Consider the following 23,474-nt stretch of genomic DNA (forward strand, 5'->3'; position numbering starts at 1 on the left):
GAGGGGCGTGCCAGGGCGCCGCGCAGCAGGACAGGTGTCCACCAAATACGCCCTAGCCGCCGCAGAGCCGCCCCGGGCCGCTCCCGGCCCGGCGGTGCGGGCGCGCCCGGCCCTCGAGCGGGGAGGGCCGGGCGGCGCCCCGGGCGCGGAGCCCGCCACACAGAGCACACGGAGAACCGGAGAACACTGTGGAGACCGAAGGGCCGCCGCTGCTGCGGATGAGCGGACTGCACAAGCGCTACGGCGGGGTGACCGCGCTGGACGGCGCCGACTTCACCGCGCGCGCAGGCACCGTGCATGCGGTGCTCGGCCCGAACGGCTCGGGCAAGTCGACGCTGCTCAAAGTCCTGACCGGGGTGGTTGCACCGGACGCCGGAACCGTCGAGCTGGACGGTGCACCGCTGCGGCCGCGCGGTCCGCGCGACACCCTCGCGGCGGGGGTGGCGGCGGTCTACCAGGAGCTCTCCCTGATCGAAGAGTTCCCGGTGCTGGACAACCTGGTGCTGGGCGTCGAGCCGAGCCGGCTGGGGATGCGCAGCCGGAGGGCGGCCCGCGCCCGGGCGGTGCCGTGGCTGGAGCGGTTCGCACCGGCGTTCGGCGGGCGGGTGCCGACCGAGGAGCGCACCGCCGGCCTCGACCCGGGCGAGCGCCAGGTGGTGGAGATCTGCAAGGCGCTGGTGCGCGAGCCGCGCGTGCTGGTGCTGGACGAAGCGACCGCTTCGCTGCGGCGGCGCCAGGTCGAGGTGCTCTTCGACGTGGTCGGCGAGCTGCGCGAACGCGGCGTACTGGTCCTGTTCATCACGCACCGGCTGGCCGAGATCACGGCCGTGTGCGACCGGGCGGCGGTGATGCGCAACGGCGCCGCGGTGGCCGACGTCGACGTGGCGTCGGTGCCCGAGCGCGCTCTGGTCGACCTGATGTCGGGCCGCGGCGGCGCCGCGGCAGACGGAGCAGCGAAGGGCCCGGCCGCGGCCGCCGCGGAGCTCCCCGCCGCCGACGACCTCCTCCCCGGTGCCGAGGACGGCGCACCCGAACACGGGGCGGGCACCGGGGAGGGCCCTACCGGGCCGGCAGGGGCGGCCTCCCCCGCCGCCCCCGACTCCGCAGCGCGGCCCCTGCTGGAGGTGCACGACCTTGCCGGGGACCGGCTGCACGGGGTGTCCTTCGCGGTGCGCCCGGGTGAGGTGCTGGGGCTGGGCGGGCTGCAGGGCCAGGGCCAGTCGGAGCTGCTCGCCGCGCTGTTCGGCGCGGTGCGGCGCACCGGCGGCCGGGTTCTGCTGGACGGCCGGGAGGTGCATCCGCGCTCGCCGAAGCAGGCCGTGCGCTCCGGCATCGCCTACGTGCCGGGCAACCGGGGCGCGCAGGGGCTGGCCCTGGGCCGGCCGATCCTGGAGAACCTGGCGCTGCCGTCGGTGGGCCGCCGCGCCCGGTTCGGGCTGGCGCTGTCCCGGCGCCGGGAGGCCGCGCAAGCGCAGCGCACGGCGGAGCAGATCGGCACCCGCTACGGGTCGCTGGACGACCCGGTCGCCACCCTGTCCGGCGGCAACCAGCAGAAGGTCGTCGTGGGCAAGTGGTTCCCGACCGAGCCGCGGCTGGTGCTCATGGACGACCCGGCGAAGGGCATCGACCTGGGCGCGAAGGCGGAGATGTTCGACGTCGTCGCCGATCTGGCGGCGGGCGGCGCCGCGGTCGTGCTGGGCTCCAGCGACGACCGCGAACTGGTGGAGGTGTGCGACCGGGTGCTGGTCCTGTTCGAGGGCCGGGTGGTGGACGAGGTGTCGGGCGGCCGGCTGACCGAGGAGACCCTGATCGCCAGCGCCCTGCACGTCACCCGCGCCGACGCCGACGCGGCCGAGGCCCCGGGAGCCGCCGCCGGTCTGCCCGCGGCAGCCGCGGACTCCGCCCCCGCCGGCCCGGGCGGCGCGCCATGACCGCTGCCCCCGGTCTCCCGGCCCGGGCAGAGGCGCAGGCCGGCCGCGCCGCCGTCCTACCGCCCGACGAGCCGGCGCGCACCGGGCGCGCCGGCGATCAGGCCCCGCCCGGAGCCGTTCGGCGTCCGGGGCCCGCCGGCGCCGGGCAGGCGCGGCGCGGCACCGCAGGGTCGCGCAGCGCGCTGCGGTCCGGAGCGGGCGGAGAGCGGGCGGAACGGACCGAGACAGCGCGAGGACGGCGATGACGATTCCGACGACGGACACTCCGCCCGGCGGAGCGCGGGTGGTGGACGCAGGGCGGCGCCTGGTGGGCGCGCGGATGCCCGCTGTCGCAGTGGGCGTGCTGCTGGTCGCGGCGGTGGCAGCCTCGGCAGCGCTGCAGCCCGGCTTCTTCTCGCCCTACGGGCTCACCGCGAGCTTCGCGACCTTCCTGCCGCTGGCCACGATCGCCGCCGCGCAGACGGTGATCGTGCTCGGCGGCGGGATCGACCTGTCCATCGGCACGATCGTCACGCTGTCCTCGGCGGTGTCGGTGGTGCTCATGCAGGGCGACGACGCGCGGCTGCCGCTCGCGCTGGCCGCCGGCTTGGCGGCGGGGGCCGCCTGCGGCCTGCTGAACGGCCTGGTGGTGGCGGTACTGCGGCTGCAGCCGATCGTGGCCACCTTCGCCACCAGCTTCATCTTCGGCGGCGCTGCGCTGCTGGTGCTGCCGAAGCCGGGCGGGACCGCGTCGCCGATCCTCACCGAGACCTACCGGATGGTGGTCCTGGCGTTCGTCCCCGTCCCCGCGGTGCTGCTCGTGGTGCTGTGGCTGGCATGGCGGGTGCTGCGCCGGCACCGCCTGGGCCAGTACCTCTACGCGGTGGGCGGCAGCGCGGAGGCGGCCTACAGCTCGGCGGTCCCCGTGTCGGCGGTGCGCGTCGCCTCCTACACACTCGGCGGGCTCATCGCCGCGCTGGCGGGCGTCTGGCTGCTCGCCGACTCCGGCGCCGGCGACCCCACGCTCGGCACCGAACTGACGCTGGGCTCGATCGCGGCCCTGGTCATCGGCGGTACCCGGCTGCGCGGCGGCTACGGCGGAGTGGGCGGCGCGCTGCTCGGCGCGATCGTGCTCTCGCTCGTGCAGGGGCTGGTGTTCTTCGCCGGCGTGCCGACCACCGCCCGCGAGTTCGTCTACGGCTGCATCATCATCGCCGCCATCGCGCTGGCCGGGCTGCTCACCGCCCGCGGCGCCCGCAGCACCGGACCGGGAGGGACCCGATGAGCGCCACCCTGACTCCCCCGCCGGCGCCGCCGGCCGCCCCTCCGGCGCGGCCGCCGCTCGCGCGGCGCCTGCTGCGCGACCCGGTGGTGGTCTCCGCCGCGCTGGCGGTCGCGCTGTTCGCGGTGGCGGCGGTGGTCTCGCCGTCCTTCGCGAGCTGGGGCCAGGTCGTCACCCTGCTGACGGTCGCCTCGTTCCTCGGCGTGATCGCGATCGGGCAGACGCTCGTCATCATCGCCGGCGGCGAGGGCATCGACCTGTCGGTGGGCGCCACGGCGACGCTGTCGGCGATCGTCGCCTCCCGGTTCATGGACGGCTCCAACGAGGGCTTCGCGACCGCGGTCGCCGCGGCGCTGGCCGCCTGCTGCCTGGTGGGCGCGGTCAACGGCCTGGGCGTGCTGGTGTTCCGGGTGCCGCCGCTGGTGATGACGCTGGGCATGATCGCGGTGGTGACCGGCTTCATCCGGCTCTACACCGGCGGCCGGCCGGAGGGCTCGGCGGCACCGCTGCTCCGCTCGATGGTCACCGGCGACACGGTGGCGGGCGTCCCGGGCGTGCTGTGGCTGTGGCTGGCACTGTCGGTGCTGGTGGTCTGGCTGCTGCGGCGCACCCCGTTCGGGTGGCGGCTGTACGCGGTGGGCGGCAACCGGGAGACCGCCTACCTGTCGGGGGTGAACACGGCGGCGGTGAAGTTCTCCGCCTACGTGCTCTCGGCGTTCTTCGCGGGCGTGGGCGGGCTGCTGCTGCTCGGCTACTCCGCGAACGTCTACACGAGCCTGGGCACCGACTACATGCTGAACAGCGTCGCGGCGGCCGTGATCGGCGGCACGGCGCTGATCGGGGGCGTCGGCGGCTACCTCGGCACCGCGGTCGGCGCGATCCTGCTGACCGTCCTCGACTCGCTGCTGCGGATCCTGCAGATCGGCGGCGGCGAGTGGGGGGACGCGCCGCGCCAGATCATCTACGGCGCCGTGCTCATCGCTGTCCTGACCGCCTACGGCCGCCAGCGGCGGCTGCGCCAATGACCTCCGCGGCCGTGCGGGGACCCGCCGCGGCCGGCGTCCGGAGGAGTCCGACCACAGAGGGAGACAGCAACGTGACAGCACAGGCCACCGGCCGGCTCGGCGTCGGCATCGCGGGCAGCGGCTTCATCGCCGATTTCCACATCCGCTCGTTCCGCGGCGTGCGCGACGCCGACGTGGCCGCGGTCTGCGGCCGCACCGCCGCCACCGTGCAGGGCGCAGCGGACCTGGCCCGGAGCCTGGACGTCGGCGACCCCGCGGCCTACTCCGACCTGCGCGCGATGGTGCGCGACCCGCGGGTGGACGCGGTGTGGGTGACCACGCCCAACCACGTGCGGGTGGAGACGGTGCGCGCGATCTGCGAAGAGGTGCGGGCCGGCGCGCAGCTGGCCGGGATCGCTCTGGAGAAGCCGCTGGGGCGCACCGTGGCCGAGGCGAGCGAGGTGCTGCGGCTGGTGGAGGAGGCCGGGCTGCTGCACGGCTACCTGGAGAACCAGGTGTTCGCGCCCGGGGTGGTGCGCGCGCACGAGCTGGTGTGGGCGCGCGGCGCGTCGGCGGCCGGCAACCCCTACCTGGCGCGCTGCGCCGAGGAGCACTCCGGGCCGCACCGCGACTGGTTCTGGCAGGGCGCGCAGCAGGGCGGCGGCGTGCTCAGCGACATGATGTGCCACAGCGTGGAGGCGGGCCGGTTCCTGCTGACGCCGCCCGGCGCCGACGCCTCGGAGTGGCTGACGCCGGTGAGCGTGGACGCGACGATCGCGTCGCTGAAGTGGTCGCGGCCCTCCTACGCCGACGAGCTGGTGCGCCGCTACGGAGCGGGGGTCGACTACCGGGCGCGGCCCTCGGAGGACTACGCGCGCGCCACGGTGGTGTTCCGCAACGGCGACGGCGAAGAGGCCGTCTGCGAGGGCACGACGTCGTGGAGCTACGTCGGCGCGGGGCTGCGGCTGAGCTTCGAGCTCCTCGGCCCGGAGTACGCGATGGCGGTGAACAGCCTGGACACCGAGGCGTCGGTGTTCCTCAGCCGGGAGATCGCCGGGAAGCCGGGCGAGGACCTGGTGGAGAAGCAGAACGCCGAGGGCGGGCTGATGCCGGTGCTTGCGGACGAGGCCGGCGCCTACGGCTACACCGAGGAGAACCGGCACATGGCCCGCCGGTTCCTGGACGGACGGGCACCCGACGAGACGCTGCACGACGGCCTGGAGGTGTCCCGGATCCTCGCCGCGGCCTACATGTCGGCCGAACAGGGCCGCCGCATCGACCTGACCGACCCGGCCACCAGCGCCGCCCTCGCCGCCTTCACCCCCGCCGTCGCCCAGGGCACCTGGCAGCCCTGAGCCCCCGAACGCCGCGACCGCACCCTCCGCCGGGGGTGCGGTCGCGGCCCTTACTCCCGGGTCCCACCTGCGCAGAGGTCCGCGGAAAACCCGTTGCCCCGCTGCGGAGCCCCGCTGCTACGTTGGCGGCCGCACCGCTTCTGCACCGCGCGGTCCGCTGTCTCCGCTCCCCGGGGGTACCCATGCCGCGCTGGCTGCTCGCGCTCGCCTTCGGCGCGCTCGTCTTCTACACCGACGACTACGTGATCGCCGGCGTCATCCCGGAGATCGCCGCCGACCTGCACACCAGTGAGGCCGCCGCCGGCCAGCTGGTCACCGTCTTCTCCGCCACCGTCGCCCTCGCCGCTCCGGTCGCGGCCGTGCTGACCGCCCATCGCGACCGGCGGACCCTGCTCACCGCGGCGGCGCTGGTGTTCACCCTGGCCAACGCGGCGGCCGCAGCCGCACCCGGCTATGCCGCGCTGATGGGGCTGCGGGTCGTGGCGGCGCTCGCCGCCGCGGCGGCCACTCCGGCGCTCTTCGCCACCGCGGCCGGCCTCGCAGCGCCCGACCGGGTCGGCCGCGCGGTCGCCGCGGTCGCTTTCGGCGTGACGGGGGCGATCGCGTTCGGCGTCCCCGCCGGCACCTGGATCGGCGGAGCGCTGGGGTGGCGCGCGACCTTCGCGGTGATGGCGGTTGCGGGGGCGGCCGCCGCCGCCGGCTTCGCGGCGCTGCTGCCGCGCGGTGCCGGCCCGCAGGCGCTGCCGGTCCGCGCCCAGCTCGCGGTGCTCGCGCGCGCCCCGATCTCGCTGGGCCTGGCAGCGAACCTGGTGCTGATGCTGGGCTCGATGATGATGCTGACCTACCTGGCGCCGTTCGCTGCCGGGGCGTCAGGGGCCGATGTCGCGGCCCGCGGCGCGCTGTTCGCACTCTCCGGCCTGGCGGGCATGGCCGGCATCTGGGCCGGCGGAGCGGCCGCCGACCGCTGGGGCCCGGACCGGACCCTGCTGGCCGGCGTCGCCGCCATCGTGGTCGCGATGGCGGCGCTGGCCGTGCTCTGGGCGCTGCGGCCGGTGCCGGTGGCCGCGCTGGTGCCGGTCTCGGTGCTGTGGGGCGGTGCGGCGTTCTGGAACTCCCCGGCGGTGCAGGCGCGCCTGCACGTCCTGGCGGGGCCGGTCTCGGCCCAGGCGCTGGCGCTGAACACGTCCGGCACCTATCTGGGCGTGGCGGCCGGAGGCGCGGTGGGCGGCGCGGTCCTGGCCACGGCGGGCGCAGGGGTGCTGCCGATCGCCGCAGGAGCCGCGGGGCTGGGCGCCGCTGCGCTCTTCGCCGCAGCGGCCCGCACGGCCGGCCGCCGGCCGACGCCCGCCTGACCTGGCCGCGGCAGAGCCGCGGCGGGGCGGGGGCGGCCCTCAGGCGTGCGGCCCGACCTCGACCGTGCCGACCGCCAGGTCGGCGGTGGCAGCCTGCGCGGCGGCCAGGCGGGCCGTCTGCGCTTCGAGGCCGGCGCGGCGGGCGGCGCCGAGGGGGCGCAGCGGTTCGACGGTGACGGTGAGGCGGCGGCCGGACTTCCGCTGGTGCCACACGCCGGCCGCGACGCCGTCGACGAGCAGGACCGGGAAGTTGCCGGCCTGGCCGCGATTGAGCGCCCGCTCCGCCGCCGGCCCCGGGAACACCGCCGAGCGCGGGTGGCTGCCCACGGTGTAGGCGTCGAAGTACGGCAGCAGCCGGACCCCCTCGGGCGGCTCCCCGGGCGCGGTGTCGCCCGCGACGGCGAACGCCTCCTGCCCCTCCACGTCGACCGCCTCCAGTGCGCCGGAGTTCGCGGCGAACACCTGCGCGGCCCAGCCGGCCGGAGCCGACAGCCAGCGCGCGAACATCGCGGGCGTCGCCGGGCCGTAGGAGCGCAGGTAGTCGGCGAGCAGCCGGGCCAGGGCGGCGTCGCCGCCCATCGGAGCGAAGGACTCCGCGAACCGGCGCGGGCTGGTGTAGGTGACCTTGCGGCCGCGCGGCGCACCGAAGCACAGCGCGCCCTGGTGGGCCAGCAGGTGGGTGATCGACCTCCACCGCGGCCAGTAGCCCTGGAAGGCGGGCATGGTGCGTTCGGCGGCCCAGGGGCCGACGCGCTCCGCGATGGCCGCGGTGAGCTCGTCCGCGGTGAGCTCGGCGCCGGTGAGCGCATCCTCGACGGCGGCGCGGATCTGCGCGGCCTGCGCGGCGTCCACGTAGCTCCGGCCGGGCGAGGCCGATGCCGGCAGCGCCGACAGCGCCCCGGTCCACATCGGCAGGTCGGCGGCCGGCAGCAGGTGCACGGTTCCGCGCGGGCCGTAGGTCTTGATCAGTGTGCCGTCCCGCAGCGCTGCGGCCACCGCAGCGCGGGTGCCCTCGTGCAGGCGGAGCGCCACCGACACCTCCCCCGCCGACTGGACCTGCGCGTGCGCGCCGCACATCGCCCGCACCGCGTCCGCCGGCCCTTCGTGGAACGCGCGCCCCAGCCCGTGCCGCTCGATCCGCCGCCCGATCGCCTGCCGCCACGTCATCGACTCCACTCGGACTCCTCCGCCTCGTCCCGCTGTCCGCAGATCCTAGGCGCGGCCGCGGACATTGGCTGTCCGCAATTTCCCGTTCGCAGCGCCGGCGGCCGCTGCCTCTCGCGGGAGCGGGCCCTGCCCGCCCGGGAGGGCGGGCAGGGCGCGGTCAGCGGCGGTCCTGGAGGACCGGGCGGCCGTTGTAGCGGCCGCAGTCCGGGCAGGCGAGATGGGCCGGCTTGCGGGACCCGCAGCCCGGTTCGGGGCAGCGGACGAGCTCGGGCACCCGGATCGCCGACTGCCAGTGGGCGCGGTGCTTGCGCACCCGCGCCCGCGAGCGCCGGCGGAACATGGAACTGGACATGCTTCTCTCCTGTCGAGGTGGGCCGTACGTGCACCGGGCCCGCCCTGTTCCGCCCGGGCGGAACAGGGCGGGCGGAGCGGACCGCGGCGGGTCGCGCCCCACCTCGGGGCGGACGGAGAGGAGGACTGCTGCGGGCGGCCGGCAGGGGCTGGCGGGCCGCAGGGCGGGCGGGCGCCGGACGGGGCGCGCAACGGCGGACATGGGAGATACAGGAGGGGAGAGCGGGCACGGGCACGCAGAATCCGCCCCGCGCAGCGCACGGGGCCGGGGCGGGGCCGCTAATCCGCGACCGGGTGGTCGCTCTCGCTCATCACGCGGGCACGCTAACAGCCGGCTCGCAGGCCGCGGCAAGCGGTTTTCCGCCGCTCCCGGGCCGCCCCCGTGCGAGCGCACCCTCGCGGCGCAGCGCGGATATCCGGTTGCCGCCTTCCTTTCCGCTCCGGTAGGACGGGCAGATGCTGAAGGGCGAGAAGATCGGGCTGCGTGCCCGCCACGAAGAAGACATCCCGGTCCTGGTGGACGAGCTCTACGGCAGCATCACCGACACGGCGCGCGCTGAAGGGCGGCCGTGGCGGCCGATCGCGAACCCCTCCAGCGACCCGCGGCTCGCGGCCGACGGCGGCAGCGCGGACACCGTCAAGTTCTCGATCGTCGAGCTGGCCGGCGGCACCCTCGCCGGCGCCGCGACGCTGTGGGACATCGACACCTACCACCGGTCCGCCCACATCGGGCTCGGACTGCTGCCCGGTGCCCGCGGCAGGGGCTACAGCACCGACGCCGTCGCCGTCCTGTGCCACTACGCGTTCATCGTGCACGGCCTGCAGCGGGTCCAGATCGAGACGCTCACCGACAACGCGCCGATGCTGCGGGCCGCCGAGCGCAACGGCTTCGTGCGCGAGGGCGTGCGGCGCTCCTCGGCGTGGGTGATGGGCGGGTTCGCCGACGAGGCCGTGCTCGGCCTCCTCGCCGGCGAGTGGAGGCGGGCGCGCTCCGGCGCGCCGTCCTGAACAGCGCAGAACGGGCGCGCCGTCCAGCCGGGAAGGCCCCGGGCCGCACGGCTGCGGACCGCTCTGCCGCCTCCCGCCTCTTACCGCGGGGCGCGCGCGGCCGTACGCTCCGCTCATCGGAGAAACGGACGACGGATCCGAGGTAGTGAACGTGAGCGATGCGACGGAGCGGCAGGGGCCGCCGGCGGACACCGGCGGCACCCCCCTCAAACGGGTCATCGGGCCCAGGCTTCTGCTGCTGTTCGTGATCGGCGACATCCTGGGCACCACGGTCTACTCGCTGACCGGTGTGGTGGCCGGGAAGGTGGGCGGCGCCCTCTGGCTGCCGTTCATCGTGGCCTTCGTGGTGGCCTTCCTGACCGCCTTCAGCTACATGGAGCTGGTCGCCAAGTACCCGCGCGCGGCCGGCGCGGCGCTGTACGTGCAGAAGGCGTTCGGTATCCACTTCCTGACCTTCATGGTCGCCTTCGCCGTCATGTGCTCGGGCATCACGTCGGCGTCCTCGGCCGCGCAGGGCTTCAGCGGCGACTACCTGTCGGCGGTCTTCGGCCCCGACGTGCCCTCGCTCGCGGTGGCCATCGGTTTCCTGCTCCTGCTGGCCGGCATCAACCTGCGCGGCATCAGCGAGTCGGTGAAGGCCAACGTGGTGCTCACCCTGATCGAGGTGTCCGGCCTGGTCCTGGTGATCGTGGCCGGCACGTTCGCGATCTTCGGCGGCTCCGGCGACCCGGCCATCCAGCCCGACCCGGGCCGGCTGCTGGAGTTCAATCCGGAGACGACGCCGTTCCTCGCGGTGACCTCGGCGACCGCGCTGGCGTTCTTCGCCATGGTCGGCTTCGAGGACTCGGTGAACATGGCCGAGGAGACCAAGGCGCCGTCGCGCACCTTCCCCAGGATCGTGCTGCTGGGCCTGGCCGTCACCGCGCTCATCTACGTGGTGATCGCCGTGGTCACCTCGACCCTGGTGCCCACGGAGGAGCTGGCCGAGTCGGACGGGCCGCTGCTGCTGGTGGTGCAGGCGGCGCTGCCCTGGTTCCCGCCGGTGGCGTTCTCCGTCATCGCGATGTTCGCGCTGACCAACACCGCGCTGATCAACATGCTGATGGCGTCGCGGCTGCTGTACGGGATGGCCAACGAGCGGATCATCCCGCGCGCGTTCGGCAAGGTGCTGGAGCTGCGCCGGACCCCGTGGGTGTCGATCCTGTTCACCAGCGCCCTGGCGATCGTGCTGGTCAGCTCGGTGGACATCGCCAGCCTCGGCGGCACCACCTCCTTGCTGCTGCTCGTGGTGTTCGCGTTCGTGAACGTGGCCGTGCTGGTGCTGCGCAAGGACACCGTCGGGCACGAGCACTTCCGGGCCCCGACGTGGGCGCCGGTACTGGGAGCGATCACCTGCGCCTACTTCGCCAGTCCGCTGACCGGGCGCCCGCTGGCCGAGTACGCCATTGCGGGCACACTGCTCGGCATCGGCGTGGTGTTCTGGCTGGTCAACCACTTCGCCGCGAAGCGGGCCGCCGGTGGAGGCGCCGCCGAGGGGTGACGGCGCCGTCTGCGCTGCGCACGGAGCGCGGACGACCGGAATCCGGTCGGGCGGGGCGGGCGCCGCGGCGTCCGCCCCATTGCCGGGCAGGGCCGCGCCCCGCAGGCCGGCCCGCTACTCCCCGCTGAGTGCCGCAGCCAGCGCAGGCTCGACGGCGCCCCAGGAGGTGACGTCCAGGGGGTCGCCGACGGCGATCCGCCCGGGGGCGGTGACGGCGAACTTCGCCCCGAAGGCGACACCGCCCTCTGCGGCGCGGCGGTAGCCGGCCAGGGCCCGCAGCGGCTCCGGGCCGTCCTTCACGCCGCGCTCCTGGTCGACGGTCGTGACGGCGCAGCGGATGCAGAGCTTGGCGTAGCCCAGCTCCGCTGTGCCGGCGGCCGCGGTGCGCACCCGGTCTTCGGTGTGCGGTTCGGGCCATCCGTCGACGACGATGTTGGGGCGGAAGCGGTCCATCGGCAGCGCCGCGCCGCCGCTCTCGCCGATGCGGGCGTTCAGCAGGTCCAGCGATGACAGCGACGCCATCAGGAGAGCGGTGCTGTCGGCGAAGCCCGCGCTGCCCGGTGTTGCGCCGCCGGTGATGCGGTCGTGGCCGCGGGGCACCCGGACCAGGCGGCTGGGCGCGCCGAGCACATCGGAGAGCCACTCCGCGGCGGCGTCCCCCTGGTCGGCTCCGGTGTAGGGCGCGCCGTGCAGGACGACCGGGCGCAGCGGCCCGTCCTGGGCGGTGGGGACCGCGATGGAGCCGGCGCCCGGCGCGGCCAGTTCGAGTGCCGCTCCCCCGCCGGTGATCCGCGGCGCGATCCGCGCCATCGCCGGATCGCGCCGCTGGCTGCGGAACTCCCCGTCGGGGCCCCTGCGGCTGCCGGCGCCGCTGACGACCATGAACTCGCGGTCGTGCGCCAGGCCGCGCGGACCGGCCTCGGCCGACCCGACGCGCGTTCCCGCGCACCCCTTGACCGGGTAGACGACCAGCTCCGCGACTCGTGCCATGCAGGCGACGCTACCGCGGAACGGGGCGTCCGGGCTCCCCCGGGGGGCGCCGATCGTGCGCTGTGCCGCGCTTGCGGTGTCCCGCTCCGGCCGCGCCCTTGACGTGGCGGGTCTGCGCGGCACACACTGGAATTGGTCGTTCGACCAAGTCGATCGACCGGTACGACCGACCAAGCGACTCGGGCACCGGCGCGGTCCGCCGCGCAGGGGCAGCCGCGGCCTCCGCCGCGGGCCCGGGCGCACGGCCTTCCACCGAGAGGCGGATCCATGGCACCGTCGGCAGCGCACTCCGCAGAGCGGGGCGCCCACGTGCGCGCCCGGCTACTGGCGGCGGCGGCCGCACTCATCGGCGAGCGCGGCTGGGGCGCGGTCAGCACCCGCAGCGTCGCCGAGCGGGCCGGCGTCGCGCCCGGCCTCGTCCACTACCATTTCGCCTCCCTGCAGGCACTGCTGCGGACCGCAGCGCTGCAGACCATCGGCCAGGTGCTCGACGAGAGCCTGGCCGCGCTGCCCGGCAGCGGCGCCGGCGACGGCGTCGCCCTCCTGGCGGGTTCACTGGACGCCTACTCCGGCGACGATCCCACCTGCCACGTCTTCACCGAGACCTACTTGGCAGCCACCCGGGACCCGGAGCTGCGGGCGGCGGTCACCGGCGCACTGGAGCAGATGCGGGCCGGCGTCGCCGAGTGGCTCGCCGCCGCGGGCACCGCGGACCCCGAGCGGACCGCCGCGGTCATCGTCGCCTGCCTCGACGGCATGATGCTGCACCGCGCCTTCGATCCCGGCCTGACCTCGGCGGCGGTGGTTCCGGTCCTCCGCCGCGCGGTTGAGCCGGCCGCGGATCCGGGCACCCGGCAGACGGAAGGGGTACACCCGTGAAGGTTCTCATCGTCGGGGCCGGGATCGCCGGCCTCGCCCTCGCCGGCTGCCTGGGCCGCGCGGGCGTGCAGACCACCGTGGTCGAGCGCGCACCCGGGCCCCGGCCGCAGGGGTACATGATCGACTTCTTCGGCCCGGGCGCCGAGGCCGCGGAGACGCTCGGCATCCTGCCGCGCATCCGGGAGCTCGGCCACCGGTTCGAGGAGGCCGCCTTCGTCGACGGGCGCGGCCGGGCCCGCGCCTCGCTGGGGTTCGACTCCTATGCGGCGGCGTTCGGCGGCCGGCTCGTGTCGATCCTGCGTCCGGACCTGGAGCGCGCGCTGCGGGAGTGGCTTCCGCCCCAGGTGGAGCTCTGCTACGGCACCGCGCCCGTCGCGGTGGAGGACCGGGGCGACGGGGTACGGGTCGAGCTGTCCGACGGCTCAGCGGCCACCGCGGACGTCCTGGTCGGCGCGGACGGTATCCACTCGGCGGTGCGCTCGCTGGTGTTCGGGCCGGAGGAGGACTACCTGCACCGCCTGGGCTTCCACACGGCGGCCTACTTCTTCCGGGACCCGGAACTGCACGCGCAGGTGCGCGAGCGCTTCCTGCTCACCGACACCCTGGGCGCGCAGATCGGCCTGTACGGGCTGCCGGACGGGCGGGTCGCGGTCTTCGCCGTGCACCGCACCGCCGAGGCCGCTGTGCCCGCCGACCCCCGGGCGGCGCTCCGCGCCGCCTACGGGCACCTGGGCTGGGTGGTGCCGCAGGTGCTGGACCGGTGCCCGCCGGCCGGCGAGGTCTACTACGACGTGGTGGCGCAGACGTCGGCGGACCGGTGGAGCCGGGGCCGCACGGTGCTGCTCGGCGACTCCGGCCAGGCGGTGTCACTGCTGGCCGGGCAGGGCGCCTCGCTGGCGGTGGGCGGGGCCTTCGTGCTGGCCGGCGCGCTGGCGCGGTATCGCCCCGAGGAGGCCTTCGCGCACTTCGAGCGCGTGTGGCGGCCGCCGGTGGAGGAGCGGCAGCGCTCGGCCCGCCGCGGAGCGGAGTGGTTCCTGCCCGACTCGCGGACCCGGCTGGCGCTGCGCCGCGCGGCCGTGCGGCTGTCGGCGCTGCCCGGGGTGGACCGGTGGATCGCGACGTCGCTCTCGGGCAAGCCGACCCGTGCCGTGAGCGAGGCCGCAGCGGCCGCACCCCTCCTGGACCTCGGGCGCTGACCGGGCGGCGTCGGCCGCGGACCGCGCAGCGGCCGCGCCGATCCGCTCCCCGAACGCCGCCCGGCCCGTACTCCGGTCCGGTCCGCGGCCCCGCCGAGCTCTGTCAGGCCGGCTCGGCGACGGGCTCCGCGGATTCCGCGGCCGGGCCCTCGGCCCAGGCGCGCAGGGCGCGGAAGTGGGCGGGCAGCAGGCCGGTCTCCGGCGCAACGCCCAGCACGAGAGTGGGCGCGGCGTGGCGCGACGCGAGCCAGGAGCGGTCTCCGGCTCCGGTCTCGTCGTCGATCCAGGCGAACGGGCGGCGGCCGGCGTAGTCCGCCAGCGTGCGGGTCTTCCAGTGCAGGCCGGACGGGTCGCCGCGCAGCGGGCGCGGCCATTCCACGACCGGCAGCTCGGGCAGGCCGATGCGCGGCCCGATCCACTCGTTGGCTTCGTGCTCCCAGGTGGTGGCCCACACCGGCGTGAAGGGAAGGGCCCGGATCTGCTCACCGTGCTCGGCGTTGAGGACGACGGTCAGCGGCGCGGGGAGCGCGGCGCCCAGGGCCAGCGCCATCGAGTCGGGCAGCATGCGGTAGGCCCGGTAGGCGCTCGACCGGCCCTCCGGCGTCGACCGGAACGGGTTCAGGGGCCCGTCGACATCGATGAACAGCAGCGGACGCTCGTACACGCAGACCTCCCCGCAGGCCAGTGCAGCGCTCTGCTGCCGCGGGCTCCGGAGGATCCCCCGGAGCGGCCTGCTCTGCCCGTTCGGACGCCGCCGCGTCCCGGAGAGTTCACGGCCGGGCCCGCTGTGGCCGGTGCCGGACGCCCGCGGCGCCCGGCGCCGGGACACGGCGGCGCCGGGGCGCCCGCCGCGGCGTCAGCCCTGCGCGGCAGCTCCGGCGTAGGTGCCGAAGGTCCAGCTGCCGCCCTCGGGGTCGTGCACGGTCACGTTGCGTGAGCCGTAGTCGGTGTCGTAGGGAGCGGCGGCGATCTCCGCTCCAGCGGCCCGTGCCCGCTCGTGGACGGCGTCGGGGTCGGCGGTCACGATGTAGATGACAGCCGTCCCCGCGCTCTCGCCGGGATTCAGGCTGCCGAACATGACGCCGCCGCCCTCCGGCCACAGGTACTCGGCGTGCTCGACGCGGCCGTCCGCCCCTTCGGCGACGAAGGACTCGGTGAAGCCGAGCGCCTCGGAGAGGAAGCGGCGCCCCGCCTGGGCGTCGCGGAACCCGAAGCACGGCCACACGCCGGGCGCCGCGGTGTTCGTACTGGTCATCGTGTTCTCACTCATAGTCCCGATCATGCCGCGGCCCCTCGCCGGCGGCTTGTACAAACGGGAGCTCGGTGCGGACCCAGGCGGCCGGGGTGGCGCCGGCGAGCGCGTTCCACTCGCGGGTGAGGTGCGCCTGGTCGGCGAACCCGGCTTCCGCGGCGGCCGCGGCCGGCCCCGCCCCGCCGCGCAGCGCTGCGCCGCTGCGGTCGAAGCGGACGATCCGGGCGGCCTGCTTGGGGGTGACGCCGAGTGCGGCGCGGAAGCGCGCGCCCAGGTGGCGGCGGCTCCACCCGACGCGGCGCGCGGCCTCCTGCACCGGGAGCAGGCCGCCGGACTCCCGGGTCAGCTGCCAGGCGCGGCACACTTCCGGGTCGGCAGCCGCGGCGCTGCTCCTGCGCCGGGCGGCCAGCAGGGCGGTGTCGAGGAGACGGAAGACGTCGCGCCACGCGACGGCGGCGGCTGCGCGCTCGGTCAGCTCGCGCACGCGGGCGGGCGGGAGGAGGAGGGCCAGGTCGACCGTCGTGCCGGAGAGTTCGGCCGCTGGGGCGGCGAACAGGCCGCGCGCTGCCAGCGGGTCCACGCTGACGTGCACGCCCCGCTGCTGGCGCGTCTGGTCGATCAGGACCGGTTCCAGGTGCAGCCCGCCGACGGCGGCCTGCACGCCGTCCGCGCTCCCGCCCTCGACCGCGCCCTCCCGTATGCGCAGCGGCGTGTCCAGGGCGAGGATGAGGGTGAGGTACGGCGACGGCAGACCGGCGTGCACGGCCGGGGCCGCACCCGCGGTCGTGTAGCCGACGTAGGACGCGACGGCACTCCGCAGCGCGGGGTGCGGACGCCCGACCGCCCAGTCACCGTCCTCCACAGGTCCAGGTTATGCGCTGCTCCCCGGATCGGCCCGGTGGAGGAACCGCCGCACGCTGCCCGGCCGATGGGCACCGCGGCGGGACGCCGCGATCCGGCGTCAGGCGCGCCGGCGGCTGATGACGACGGGGACGGTGGCGTGGTGGAGCAGCGTCTGGCTGACCGAGCCGAGCAGGAGCCCGGCGAAGCCTCCGTGGCCGCGCGATCCCACGATGATCATGTCGGCGCCGCTGGAGGCCGCGATCAGGGCGTGCGCCGGCTGGTCCTCGACCACCTGCACGTCCACCTCCACCCCCGACGTCGCCTCGGTGCGCGCCTCCTCGACCATGGCCCGGGTGGCGTCAGCAGCCGCGCTGCTCGCTGCCTGGCGCTCGGCTGCGTAGCCCGCCATCTCGACCATCACCGGGTCGGGCGGCGGGATCACCTGCCAGGCGCGGACCACGGTCACCGAGGCGGACTTGCGCGCAGCCTCCGCCAGCGCGTAGCGCAGGGCCTCGGCGGAGTCGGGAGAGCCGTCGACGCCGACCACGGCCCGGTAGTGCGGCCGGTACTCGGGGCCGAACCCGTGCGGGACGACAGCGACGGGGCACTGGCCGTGCGCACTGACCCGCAGGCTCACCGACCCCAGGAACGCGGCGCGCACCCCGCCGAGGCCGCGGGAGCCGACCACGACGAGGTCGGCGGTGCGCGAGGCGCGGATCAGGGCCGGCGCCGGCTCGCGTGCCGAGACGCTGGTGCGCACCTCGAGGTCGGGGCAGGCCTGCGTGACGTGCTCGGTCTCGGCGCGCAGCAGGGTCGCCGCCCGGTCGGCCGCCTCCGGGGTCGGGGTGAGCCGGACCGGGGAGCCGAACGGCACCGAGATGAGCGGCATGCTGACCGCGACGAGCAGCGTCAGCGGCGATCCCCGGCGCTGGGCCGCGCGAGCGGCCCACGCGAGTGCGTGGCGGCCGCCCTCGGAGCCGTCGACGCCGACGACCACGCCGGCCGCCGCATCCTCACCGGTGGAGTGCACCGCCTCGCCCGCGGTGTCAAGGCTGTGGTCGTGGCTGTTCACCGCATCCGCCCCCGCTCGCGCGTCACTGGTCCGGCGGGGCGGGACGCGGCCCGCCCCTCGCCCGACGAGCCTACGACGGCGCCGGCGGGCGGCACCGGTTCCCGCCGCTGCGTCCGGGCAAAGCTTCCGGCCGGATCCTGCCAATCGGGGCGGAGCACCGGCGTCTCCGGTGCCGCACACCGCCGCCGGGACAGCGGGGCGGCCGCCCATGAAAGCGGGAAGAAAGAACCCTCTCCGATCCTGTGTGCATGACGGTCCGACCCGGCCCGCGGGCGCCGGCCAGGACGGGGCCTGCCCCGCACCGGGAGGACCGTCACCACAGCTTCGGCGCCGCTGAGGGCCGCCGGTGCCGCGGCCCCGCGCCGGTGCCCGGGCCAGCCGCGCGCCCGAGTGTCCCCAGGAGGGGCCGTCACTCTTCCGTCGGCTGGCCGGTCCAGACGCGGGCGGCGGTGCCGTCGGCGATGCGGTCGGCGTAGAAGCCGACTTTGTACTCGATGAGGGCGAGGGCGCCCTCCAGTTCGGCGATGCGGGCGCGTACGTCGTCGCGGTGGGCGCGCAGCAGCTCCAGGCGCTCGGCTTCGGTGCCTTCACCGGCGCGGACGAGCTCGGCGTAGCGGCGGATCCGCGGAAGGGGCATGCCGGAGGCGCGCAGGCTGGAGCAGACGGCGAACCACTCCAGGTCGGTGGCGCCGTACGCGCGCCGTCCGGCGGGGTCGCGGCGCACCGGCCACGGGAGCAGACCCTCCTTCTCGTAGAAGCGCAGCGTGTGCACGCTCAGACCGGTGCGTTCGGCGGCGCGGCCGATCCCCATGGCGGGTGCGTCGTCCATAGCGGAAGGCTAGGGGGCGCCCCGGAGGGCTCCGGACCGCGGGCCCCGGCCTTGACCTCGAGTCAGCTCGAGGTCCTAGGTTGCCGCGCATGAACACACACGAGAACGGCCGGGGCCCTGGCAGCGGCAGGGCCACCCTGGTCACAGGCGGATCTTCGGGCATCGGCGCGGCGCTGGCGCTGCGCCTGCTGAAGCAGGGCGGCCGCGTCGCCGTCACTGGACGCGGCGCCGCGCGGCTCGACGCCTTCGCCGACCGCGCCGGGCGCCCCGGGGAACTCCTGGTGCTGCCGGGCGACGCAGCCGAGGAGGCCGATGTGGCGGCGGCCGTTGCGGCGGTCCTCGATCGGTTCGGCCGCCTGGACGCCGCGGTGGCCAACGCGGGGTTCGCCACCCACGACGACGTCGTGTCGGGCGACCCGGCCGGCTGGGGTCCGATGGTGCTGGCCAACGTGCTCGGCCCGGCGCTGCTGGTGCGCGCCGCGCTGCCGGCGCTCCGGAAGTCGCGGGGGCGGCTGGTCCTGGTGGGCAGCGTCGCCGGACTCGTGCCGACGCCGGGCAACCTGTACGGGGCGACGAAATACGCGGTCACCGGCCTCGCTGAGAACACCCGCCGGGCGGTGGCCGGAGACGGCGTCGGCGTCACCCTCATTGCGCCGGGCCGCGTCGGCACCGCATTCTGGGACCCGGCCGGCGGCCCTCCGGCCGGATCCGGACTGACCGCTGGCCACGTGGCAGACGCGGCTGTGTGGGCGCTCGACCAGCCGCCGGGGGTGGACGTCAACACCATCACCCTGCGCCCGCTCGGCCAGGCCGCCTGAAACACAGCGGCCCGATGTCACTCCCCAGCCGGATACTGGAGGGGGCGGGGGCACCTCCTGGCCGCACGGAGAGGAGAGGGCTATGGCTTCGCGTCCCACCGGCCGCACGAAAGACGCCGGCTTCCAGATCGGGGTCTCCCGCACGCTGGCGGTCCCGCCCGAGCGCCTGTGGGAGTTCGTCACCGGCAGCCGCGGCCTGGAGCTCTGGCTCGGTGCGGCGCCGGAGGGGCCGCTGGTGCGCGGCGAGCCCTACCGCAGCGCCGGCGGAGCGTCCGGCGAAGTGCGGGGGCGGCGCGAAGGCGAGCGGCTGCGGGTCACCCGGCGCATCGACGGCGAGCAGGCGACAACGCTCCAGTTCTCCATCAGCACCACTCCTTCGGGCACCCGCCTCGCCCTGCACGAGGAGCGCCTCCCCGACGCCGCGGCCCGCGAGCGCCGCCGCACCCATTGGCAGTCCGTCATGGACTCGATTGCCGCTGCCGTGGAACACGACGCCTGACCCGCGGCCTGGACCGCGTTGGGGGAACGCTCCGGGCCGCAGAGTCCGACGAGGCCCCCGTGGAACTGGTCGGCGCGCCCGGAGATGGGCGCGTCCCCCACAGCCGGCGTTCCCGTTCATTCAAGACGCCCTGCGCCGATCGCGGAAATCTGGCCGGACGGCGGTCAGGATCCGCCGTCCACCGCGATGGAAGGGCAGAACGAATGACCGTCACCAGGATCATCGCCTACGCGTCGGGGAGCGAGCGCGAGCGGTCGCGCGCGTTCTACACCGCGGTGCTCGGGCTGCAGGCCGCAATGGAGGATCCGGTGCTGGCGCTGGCCTCTCCCGGCAATCCGACCGCGCAGGTCCTCATCGCGCCGCCCGGGATGGACACCCCGGAGCCGGCGTTCGGCGTCGACGTCGGAACACCGGAGGCGGTGGACGCCGCCCACGCGGCCGCCGTCCGGCAGGGGCTGCGCATCCTCCGCCCGGTCGCCGACGAGCCGTGGGGCGTCCGCCGCTTCTTCGTGGAGGACCCGGGCGGGACCACCGTCAATGTCCTGGCGCACCTGCCGGAACAGGGTGGGGATCGGTGACGCCGACTCCGGGGTTTGACTTCGCGTTAAGTCGAAGTTCTACGGTCGGCGCATGAGTACACCGCAGCGGTTGTCCCCGGAGGACGAGGCAGAGGTCCGCGCGCTCGTCGCGCGGCTGGAGGAGCACCAGAGCGACGTCGGGCCGCTCACGGCCGAGCACACACCCGGCACGGTGATCGTGAATGTCGCGGGCCGGCGCCTGCTCGGGCGCGACAGCTTCCGCTCGGCGATGGAGGCGGCGCTGTCCTCGCCGCTCAAGGACGTGCGCACGTCGCTGGAGGTGCTCGACGTGCGCGCGGCCGCGGCCGGCGTGGCCATCGTCAGCTGCACCAAGACCATCCACGACGAGCGGCCGGAAGCCCCGACCACCGTTCCGGAGGCGGGCGCGCTGACCTACGTCGTGGTCCGCTCCGGCGAAGGGTGGCAGGTGGCGCTGGCCCAGACCACGCCGACCGGCGCGTGACCCGGGTCCGCCCGCGGCCGCCCCGGCGGGCGCGGACGGGCCCCGTGCACGCCGGGGCGGCGTGGTCGAACGAGGACGCGGATGCGAGGCTGGCCCCATGGCCACTCCCCCGTTCGGACAGCCCGCGCCCGGCGCCCGCATCGGCGTGAGCGCGATCGTGCTGCGCCAGGGCCGCGTCCTCCTCGGCCGCAGGCGCGGCGCCCACGCCGCCGGAACCTGGGCCTTCCCCGGCGGCAAGGTCGATCCGGGCGAGGACCCCGCGGCGGCGGTGGCGCGCGAGCTCACCGAGGAGACCGGGCTGCGGGCCCGCACCGTGCGCCCGGTCGGATGGACCGACGACCGGTTCCCCGGTGAAGGCCTCCACTTCGCGACGCTGCACCACCTGGTCGACGCCTCCGGGGTTCCGGAGGAGCGCGAGCCCGACAAGGTCGAGCGGTGGGACTGGTTCGGCTGGGACGAGCTGCCGCATCCGCTCTTCTCCCCCATCACCGCGCTCCGCGCCACCGGCTGGCGGCCCGCGGACTGACCGGGAGCGTCCCGCCCGACCCCTGGTTTGCCGGAACGGCAAGCCGATTGGCGCTGTGCGGGGTGCGCGGCAACGATGGGGCCATGAACCACGACGCACGGCATTCGGCGGCGCCCGAGGGCGGAGCACCGCAGCCCGACGAAGACGAATTCTGGACCCAGGAGTTCTGGGACGGCCGCTACCGCGAGCGCGAGGCGCTGTGGAGCGGCGCGCCCAACCGGGTCCTCGTTGACGAAGCCGGGCCGCTGCCGCCCGGCCGCGCGCTCGACGTGGGCGCCGGCGAGGGCGGCGACGCCGTTTGGCTGGCCGCCCGCGGCTGGCAGGTCACCGCCGCCGATGTCTCCGCGGTCGGCCTGGAGCGCACGGCCGCCCAGGTCCGCGCGGCGGGCGAACTGCCCGGATCGGTCACCACCTGGCAGGTCGACCTGCTCGCAACCGCGCCCGAACCGCGCAGCTACGACCTGGTGTCGGCCTTCTTCTTCCACCTGCCGGCCCGCCACCGCGACCGCGTCTTCGCCGGCCTCGCCGAGGCGGTCGCCCCCGGCGGCACCCTCCTGATCGTGGGCCACCCTGAGTCGCACCTGCGCGCACACGCCGAAGCGGCCGGCGAGGAGGTCGACGCCTCCCGCCTGGACGGCCTGTTCACCGCCGACCAGGTCGCTGCCGGCCTCGACCCGGGCTCGTGGGAGATCGGCACCGCCGAGGAGCGCCGCCGCGACGCCGGCCCGGCCGCCTCCGACCTCCCCGGCCACGACCACGCCGATATCGTCGTCCGCGCCCGCCGCACCGCCTGATTCCGGCGCCCGGCAGCCCTCCCCTCTGCTCCAGGCGGCGCGGCGCTGCCTGGAGCGGCGGCACGGGCGGACGCGCCCTGGAACCGCCGGCGGTACCGCGCAGGCGTTCGGCCTCGCTCCGGTCCACGCGCGCGGCGTGCCCGGCCCGCGGGGAAGGGCGGCCCGCCTCCGCCGGGCTCACCCCGGGTGGGCCGCAGCGGAGCATTCGCGCTCGCGCCGGCAGCCTCCCTGCAGGAGAGGCCCGCTGCCCGCCGCGCTGCCCCGCTTCGCCCTCAGGGATCGATACCGGCGGCGCGGCGGACGTCGCCGGCGAGGGCGGCCAGGCGCAGGCTGTCGGACCACGGCATGAGGGGGCTCTCCGCGGCGCCGGCGCGCACCAGGTCCGACACTGCCTCGGCCTCGTACTCCATGCCGTTGGCGCGGTGCGGGAAGTCGAGGGAGCGGGCAGCGCTGCGGCCGCTGGTCAGGGTGTAGCCGCTGGCGCGGAACCATTCGGGGATCGCGATCGCGCCGTCGTCTCCCTCGATCCGCACGTGCGGGTCGAGGGTGCGGTCCAGGGCGGCGGTGAACTCGAGGCGGGCACCGCCGGCGGCGTCCTCGATGACGGCATGGATCTCGGCATCGACGCCGCTGGGGGCCAGCCGCGCTCGCGCCGTGCCGACGACCGGCTCAGTGAGCAGCCGGCAGGCCAGTGCGAGCGGGTAGACGCCCAGGTCGAGCAGTGCGCCGCCGCCCAGCTCCGGGGCGTAGCGGCGGTCGGCGGCGTCGAACGGCACAGCCCAGCCGATGTCGGCCTGCGCCGAGCGCAGGGCGCCGATCTCGCCGATGGCGATGCGGCCGAGGGCGTCCTGCACCGCGGGCAGGAACCGGGTCCACATCGCCTCCATCAGGAAGCAGCCGGAGTCGCGGGCCGCCGCCACGATGCGCTCGGTCTGGCCGGAGTCCACGGCGAGCGGCTTCTCGCACAGCACGCCCTTGCCCGCCTGCAGCAGCTCGACGGCGGCGGCTTCGTGGTCGGTGTGCGGCGTCGCGATGTAGACGACGTCGACGCCGGTGTCGGCGGCCAGCACCGACCGGCCCGCGTGCCGCCGCGGGATCGCCCAGCGGTCGGCGAACGCGTGCGCCGACTCGACGGTGCGTGAGCCGACCGCGACCGCACGTGCCCCGGGAACCACCGCCAGCGCCTCGAGGAAGCGCTCGGCGATCATGCCGGTGCCGAGAATCCCCCACCGGATCTCTCGCAATTGATCGGCCGCGTCTTTCTCTCCTGCATTGCCACCCATGAAACACGATGCTAAGCAATTTCCGAGCCGGAGAGAACAGCCGCGGGCGCCACAGTGATGTGCACCGCGCCACTCCTTCCCCCGAAATCACCGGCCCCGGAACCGTCTGCGCTCAGGGCGGTCCGGCACCGAGCGCCGATTTTCGCGGAGTTTCCCCGCGGCCGCAGCGGATTCCGCCGAACGGGTCCGGAATAGCCACCGGGAGCCGCACCGAAGACGGCGCCGAATTATGGCGGAGCGGCCGTCCGGTTCCGGCCCCGCATCTTTTGGAAATCCGGCCTTTCGGCCCTTGCGGGAATCCGTCGGGCCCCGCTGGATCCCGCCGTTGCGACGCGCAGCGCTGACCCGCGCCGAACCTCCCCGTGCGCGGCAGAGGGGCAGTATGCGGCGGCCCAGCCGGAAGCCGCCCCGCCGGCCGGCGTCCGGCCGCCGCCTATTCGGATCGCGGAGCCGCACCGCCGGCCCCTAGCCTGGAAGTCCGCT

At 75.7% G+C, this 23,474-nt stretch carries 24 protein-coding genes; 15 read left to right on the forward strand and 9 right to left on the reverse strand.

The annotated features are described in order from the left end of the window. The first annotated feature begins 188 nt into the window (after positions 1–188). From ACYVGT_RS13790 to ACYVGT_RS13810, 5 genes are all read left to right on the forward strand, one after another. Positions 189–1,931, forward strand: coding sequence for a sugar ABC transporter ATP-binding protein (locus ACYVGT_RS13790; RefSeq protein ID WP_460857995.1), 1,743 nt, complete (start codon positions 189–191; stop codon positions 1,929–1,931). Between the two features lie 241 nt (positions 1,932–2,172). Then, positions 2,173–3,195: an ABC transporter permease gene (locus ACYVGT_RS13795; RefSeq protein WP_460857998.1), complete on the forward strand. Its 1,023-nt coding sequence runs from the start codon at positions 2,173–2,175 to the stop codon at positions 3,193–3,195. Continuing rightward, positions 3,192–4,217, forward strand: a complete 1,026-nt coding sequence (locus tag ACYVGT_RS13800; RefSeq protein WP_460858000.1) for an ABC transporter permease — start codon at positions 3,192–3,194, stop codon at positions 4,215–4,217. The genes ACYVGT_RS13795 and ACYVGT_RS13800 overlap by 4 nt, the downstream gene beginning before the upstream one ends. Positions 4,218–4,288: 71 nt before the next feature. Next, entirely contained in the window at positions 4,289–5,551 is a 1,263-nt protein-coding gene (locus ACYVGT_RS13805) for a Gfo/Idh/MocA family protein (RefSeq protein WP_460858003.1), read from the forward strand. A gap of 182 nt (positions 5,552–5,733) precedes the next feature. Next, positions 5,734–6,903 carry an MFS transporter gene (locus tag ACYVGT_RS13810; protein ID WP_460858005.1) on the forward strand — a complete coding sequence of 390 codons (1,170 nt, stop codon included), beginning with the start codon at positions 5,734–5,736 and terminating at the stop codon, positions 6,901–6,903. 39 nt (positions 6,904–6,942) lie between these two features. On the opposite strand, the gene ACYVGT_RS13815 is transcribed toward ACYVGT_RS13810, so the two are convergent. Next, on the reverse strand, positions 6,943–8,070 hold the full coding sequence (locus ACYVGT_RS13815; RefSeq protein WP_460858144.1) for a winged helix DNA-binding domain-containing protein: 1,128 nt from the start codon (positions 8,068–8,070) through the stop codon (positions 6,943–6,945). A gap of 157 nt (positions 8,071–8,227) precedes the next feature. Further along, a complete protein-coding gene (gene rpmF, locus ACYVGT_RS13820) occupies positions 8,228–8,422 on the reverse strand; it encodes a 50S ribosomal protein L32 (RefSeq protein ID WP_460858007.1) in 195 nt (64 codons plus the stop codon). Between the two features lie 455 nt (positions 8,423–8,877). Here rpmF and ACYVGT_RS13825 point away from each other — a divergent pair, with 455 nt between their 5' ends. Next, positions 8,878–9,429 carry a GNAT family N-acetyltransferase gene (locus tag ACYVGT_RS13825; RefSeq protein ID WP_460858009.1) on the forward strand — a complete coding sequence of 184 codons (552 nt, stop codon included), beginning with the start codon at positions 8,878–8,880 and terminating at the stop codon, positions 9,427–9,429. Between the two features lie 151 nt (positions 9,430–9,580). Beyond that, positions 9,581–10,969, forward strand: coding sequence for an APC family permease (locus ACYVGT_RS13830; RefSeq protein WP_460858011.1), 1,389 nt, complete (start codon positions 9,581–9,583; stop codon positions 10,967–10,969). Positions 10,970–11,083: 114 nt separating this feature from the next. Here the strand turns inward: ACYVGT_RS13830 and ACYVGT_RS13835 are convergent, their stop codons facing one another. After that, positions 11,084–11,959, reverse strand: coding sequence for an MOSC domain-containing protein (locus ACYVGT_RS13835; protein WP_460858013.1), 876 nt, complete (start codon positions 11,957–11,959; stop codon positions 11,084–11,086). A 267-nt stretch (positions 11,960–12,226) separates the two neighbouring features. Here ACYVGT_RS13835 and ACYVGT_RS13840 point away from each other — a divergent pair, with 267 nt between their 5' ends. Together ACYVGT_RS13840 and ACYVGT_RS13845 are read left to right on the forward strand one after the other, a co-directional pair. Further along, positions 12,227–12,838 (forward strand): TetR/AcrR family transcriptional regulator, encoded by a 612-nt coding sequence (locus tag ACYVGT_RS13840; RefSeq protein WP_460858015.1) that lies wholly within the window; start codon positions 12,227–12,229, stop codon positions 12,836–12,838. Then, positions 12,835–14,034, forward strand: a complete 1,200-nt coding sequence (locus ACYVGT_RS13845; RefSeq protein WP_460858018.1) for an FAD-dependent monooxygenase — start codon at positions 12,835–12,837, stop codon at positions 14,032–14,034. The genes ACYVGT_RS13840 and ACYVGT_RS13845 overlap by 4 nt, the downstream gene beginning before the upstream one ends. Before the next feature lie 103 nt (positions 14,035–14,137). Here the strand turns inward: ACYVGT_RS13845 and ACYVGT_RS13850 are convergent, their stop codons facing one another. From ACYVGT_RS13850 to ACYVGT_RS13870, 5 genes are all read right to left on the reverse strand, one after another. Then, positions 14,138–14,698 (reverse strand): hypothetical protein, encoded by a 561-nt coding sequence (locus ACYVGT_RS13850; RefSeq protein WP_460858020.1) that lies wholly within the window; start codon positions 14,696–14,698, stop codon positions 14,138–14,140. Positions 14,699–14,890: 192 nt separating this feature from the next. Continuing rightward, a complete protein-coding gene (locus tag ACYVGT_RS13855) occupies positions 14,891–15,304 on the reverse strand; it encodes a VOC family protein (protein ID WP_460858023.1) in 414 nt (137 codons plus the stop codon). Next, entirely contained in the window at positions 15,297–16,148 is an 852-nt protein-coding gene (locus ACYVGT_RS13860) for a helix-turn-helix domain-containing protein (RefSeq protein ID WP_460858025.1), read from the reverse strand. The genes ACYVGT_RS13855 and ACYVGT_RS13860 overlap by 8 nt, the downstream gene beginning before the upstream one ends. Before the next feature lie 99 nt (positions 16,149–16,247). Then, positions 16,248–17,201, reverse strand: a complete 954-nt coding sequence (locus ACYVGT_RS13865) for a universal stress protein (protein ID WP_460858027.1) — start codon at positions 17,199–17,201, stop codon at positions 16,248–16,250. A gap of 409 nt (positions 17,202–17,610) precedes the next feature. After that, positions 17,611–18,030, reverse strand: a complete 420-nt coding sequence (locus ACYVGT_RS13870) for a MerR family transcriptional regulator (protein ID WP_460858029.1) — start codon at positions 18,028–18,030, stop codon at positions 17,611–17,613. A gap of 89 nt (positions 18,031–18,119) precedes the next feature. Here ACYVGT_RS13870 and ACYVGT_RS13875 point away from each other — a divergent pair, with 89 nt between their 5' ends. The 6 genes from ACYVGT_RS13875 (at position 18,120) to ACYVGT_RS13900 (ending at position 21,708) form a co-directional block, all read left to right on the forward strand. After that, entirely contained in the window at positions 18,120–18,848 is a 729-nt protein-coding gene (locus ACYVGT_RS13875) for an SDR family oxidoreductase (protein ID WP_460858033.1), read from the forward strand. A gap of 82 nt (positions 18,849–18,930) precedes the next feature. Beyond that, on the forward strand, positions 18,931–19,347 hold the full coding sequence (locus ACYVGT_RS13880) for an SRPBCC domain-containing protein (RefSeq protein ID WP_460858035.1): 417 nt from the start codon (positions 18,931–18,933) through the stop codon (positions 19,345–19,347). Positions 19,348–19,550: 203 nt separating this feature from the next. Next, on the forward strand, positions 19,551–19,925 hold the full coding sequence (locus tag ACYVGT_RS13885) for a VOC family protein (protein WP_460858037.1): 375 nt from the start codon (positions 19,551–19,553) through the stop codon (positions 19,923–19,925). A 52-nt stretch (positions 19,926–19,977) separates the two neighbouring features. After that, positions 19,978–20,388 (forward strand): SgcJ/EcaC family oxidoreductase, encoded by a 411-nt coding sequence (locus ACYVGT_RS13890; RefSeq protein WP_460858039.1) that lies wholly within the window; start codon positions 19,978–19,980, stop codon positions 20,386–20,388. A 97-nt stretch (positions 20,389–20,485) separates the two neighbouring features. Next, the gene (locus ACYVGT_RS13895; RefSeq protein ID WP_460858040.1) at positions 20,486–20,914 is read left to right on the forward strand and encodes a nucleotide triphosphate diphosphatase NUDT15; all 429 of its coding nucleotides are present in this window, start codon (positions 20,486–20,488) and stop codon (positions 20,912–20,914) included. An 83-nt stretch (positions 20,915–20,997) separates the two neighbouring features. Next, the gene (locus ACYVGT_RS13900; RefSeq protein ID WP_460858042.1) at positions 20,998–21,708 is read left to right on the forward strand and encodes an SAM-dependent methyltransferase; all 711 of its coding nucleotides are present in this window, start codon (positions 20,998–21,000) and stop codon (positions 21,706–21,708) included. Between the two features lie 272 nt (positions 21,709–21,980). Here ACYVGT_RS13900 and ACYVGT_RS13905 read toward each other — a convergent pair whose 3' ends face one another. Next, positions 21,981–22,991: a Gfo/Idh/MocA family protein gene (locus ACYVGT_RS13905; RefSeq protein ID WP_460858044.1), complete on the reverse strand. Its 1,011-nt coding sequence runs from the start codon at positions 22,989–22,991 to the stop codon at positions 21,981–21,983. Positions 22,992–23,474 lie beyond the last annotated feature (483 nt).

It is taken from the genome of Nocardiopsis coralliicola (genome assembly GCF_054779695.1).

What these genes read in the sequence shown, in the direction of transcription:
- ACYVGT_RS13795 (WP_460857998.1), top strand. Translation starts at nt 2,173, where the DNA reads ATGACGATTCCGACGACGGACACTCCGCCCGGCGGAGCGCGGGTGGTG.
- ACYVGT_RS13800 (WP_460858000.1), top strand. Translation starts at nt 3,192, where the DNA reads ATGAGCGCCACCCTGACTCCCCCGCCGGCGCCGCCGGCCGCCCCTCCG.
- ACYVGT_RS13810 (WP_460858005.1), top strand. Translation starts at nt 5,734, where the DNA reads ATGCCGCGCTGGCTGCTCGCGCTCGCCTTCGGCGCGCTCGTCTTCTAC.
- ACYVGT_RS13815 (WP_460858144.1), bottom strand. Translation starts at nt 8,070, where the DNA reads ATGACGTGGCGGCAGGCGATCGGGCGGCGGATCGAGCGGCACGGGCTG.
- rpmF (WP_460858007.1), bottom strand. Translation starts at nt 8,422, where the DNA reads ATGTCCAGTTCCATGTTCCGCCGGCGCTCGCGGGCGCGGGTGCGCAAG.
- ACYVGT_RS13825 (WP_460858009.1), top strand. Translation starts at nt 8,878, where the DNA reads ATGCTGAAGGGCGAGAAGATCGGGCTGCGTGCCCGCCACGAAGAAGAC.
- ACYVGT_RS13835 (WP_460858013.1), bottom strand. Translation starts at nt 11,959, where the DNA reads ATGGCACGAGTCGCGGAGCTGGTCGTCTACCCGGTCAAGGGGTGCGCG.
- ACYVGT_RS13840 (WP_460858015.1), top strand. Translation starts at nt 12,227, where the DNA reads ATGGCACCGTCGGCAGCGCACTCCGCAGAGCGGGGCGCCCACGTGCGC.
- ACYVGT_RS13855 (WP_460858023.1), bottom strand. Translation starts at nt 15,304, where the DNA reads ATGAGTGAGAACACGATGACCAGTACGAACACCGCGGCGCCCGGCGTG.
- ACYVGT_RS13870 (WP_460858029.1), bottom strand. Translation starts at nt 18,030, where the DNA reads ATGGACGACGCACCCGCCATGGGGATCGGCCGCGCCGCCGAACGCACC.
- ACYVGT_RS13875 (WP_460858033.1), top strand. Translation starts at nt 18,120, where the DNA reads ATGAACACACACGAGAACGGCCGGGGCCCTGGCAGCGGCAGGGCCACC.
- ACYVGT_RS13880 (WP_460858035.1), top strand. Translation starts at nt 18,931, where the DNA reads ATGGCTTCGCGTCCCACCGGCCGCACGAAAGACGCCGGCTTCCAGATC.
- ACYVGT_RS13885 (WP_460858037.1), top strand. Translation starts at nt 19,551, where the DNA reads ATGACCGTCACCAGGATCATCGCCTACGCGTCGGGGAGCGAGCGCGAG.
- ACYVGT_RS13890 (WP_460858039.1), top strand. Translation starts at nt 19,978, where the DNA reads ATGAGTACACCGCAGCGGTTGTCCCCGGAGGACGAGGCAGAGGTCCGC.
- ACYVGT_RS13895 (WP_460858040.1), top strand. Translation starts at nt 20,486, where the DNA reads ATGGCCACTCCCCCGTTCGGACAGCCCGCGCCCGGCGCCCGCATCGGC.
- ACYVGT_RS13900 (WP_460858042.1), top strand. Translation starts at nt 20,998, where the DNA reads ATGAACCACGACGCACGGCATTCGGCGGCGCCCGAGGGCGGAGCACCG.
- ACYVGT_RS13905 (WP_460858044.1), bottom strand. Translation starts at nt 22,991, where the DNA reads ATGGGTGGCAATGCAGGAGAGAAAGACGCGGCCGATCAATTGCGAGAG.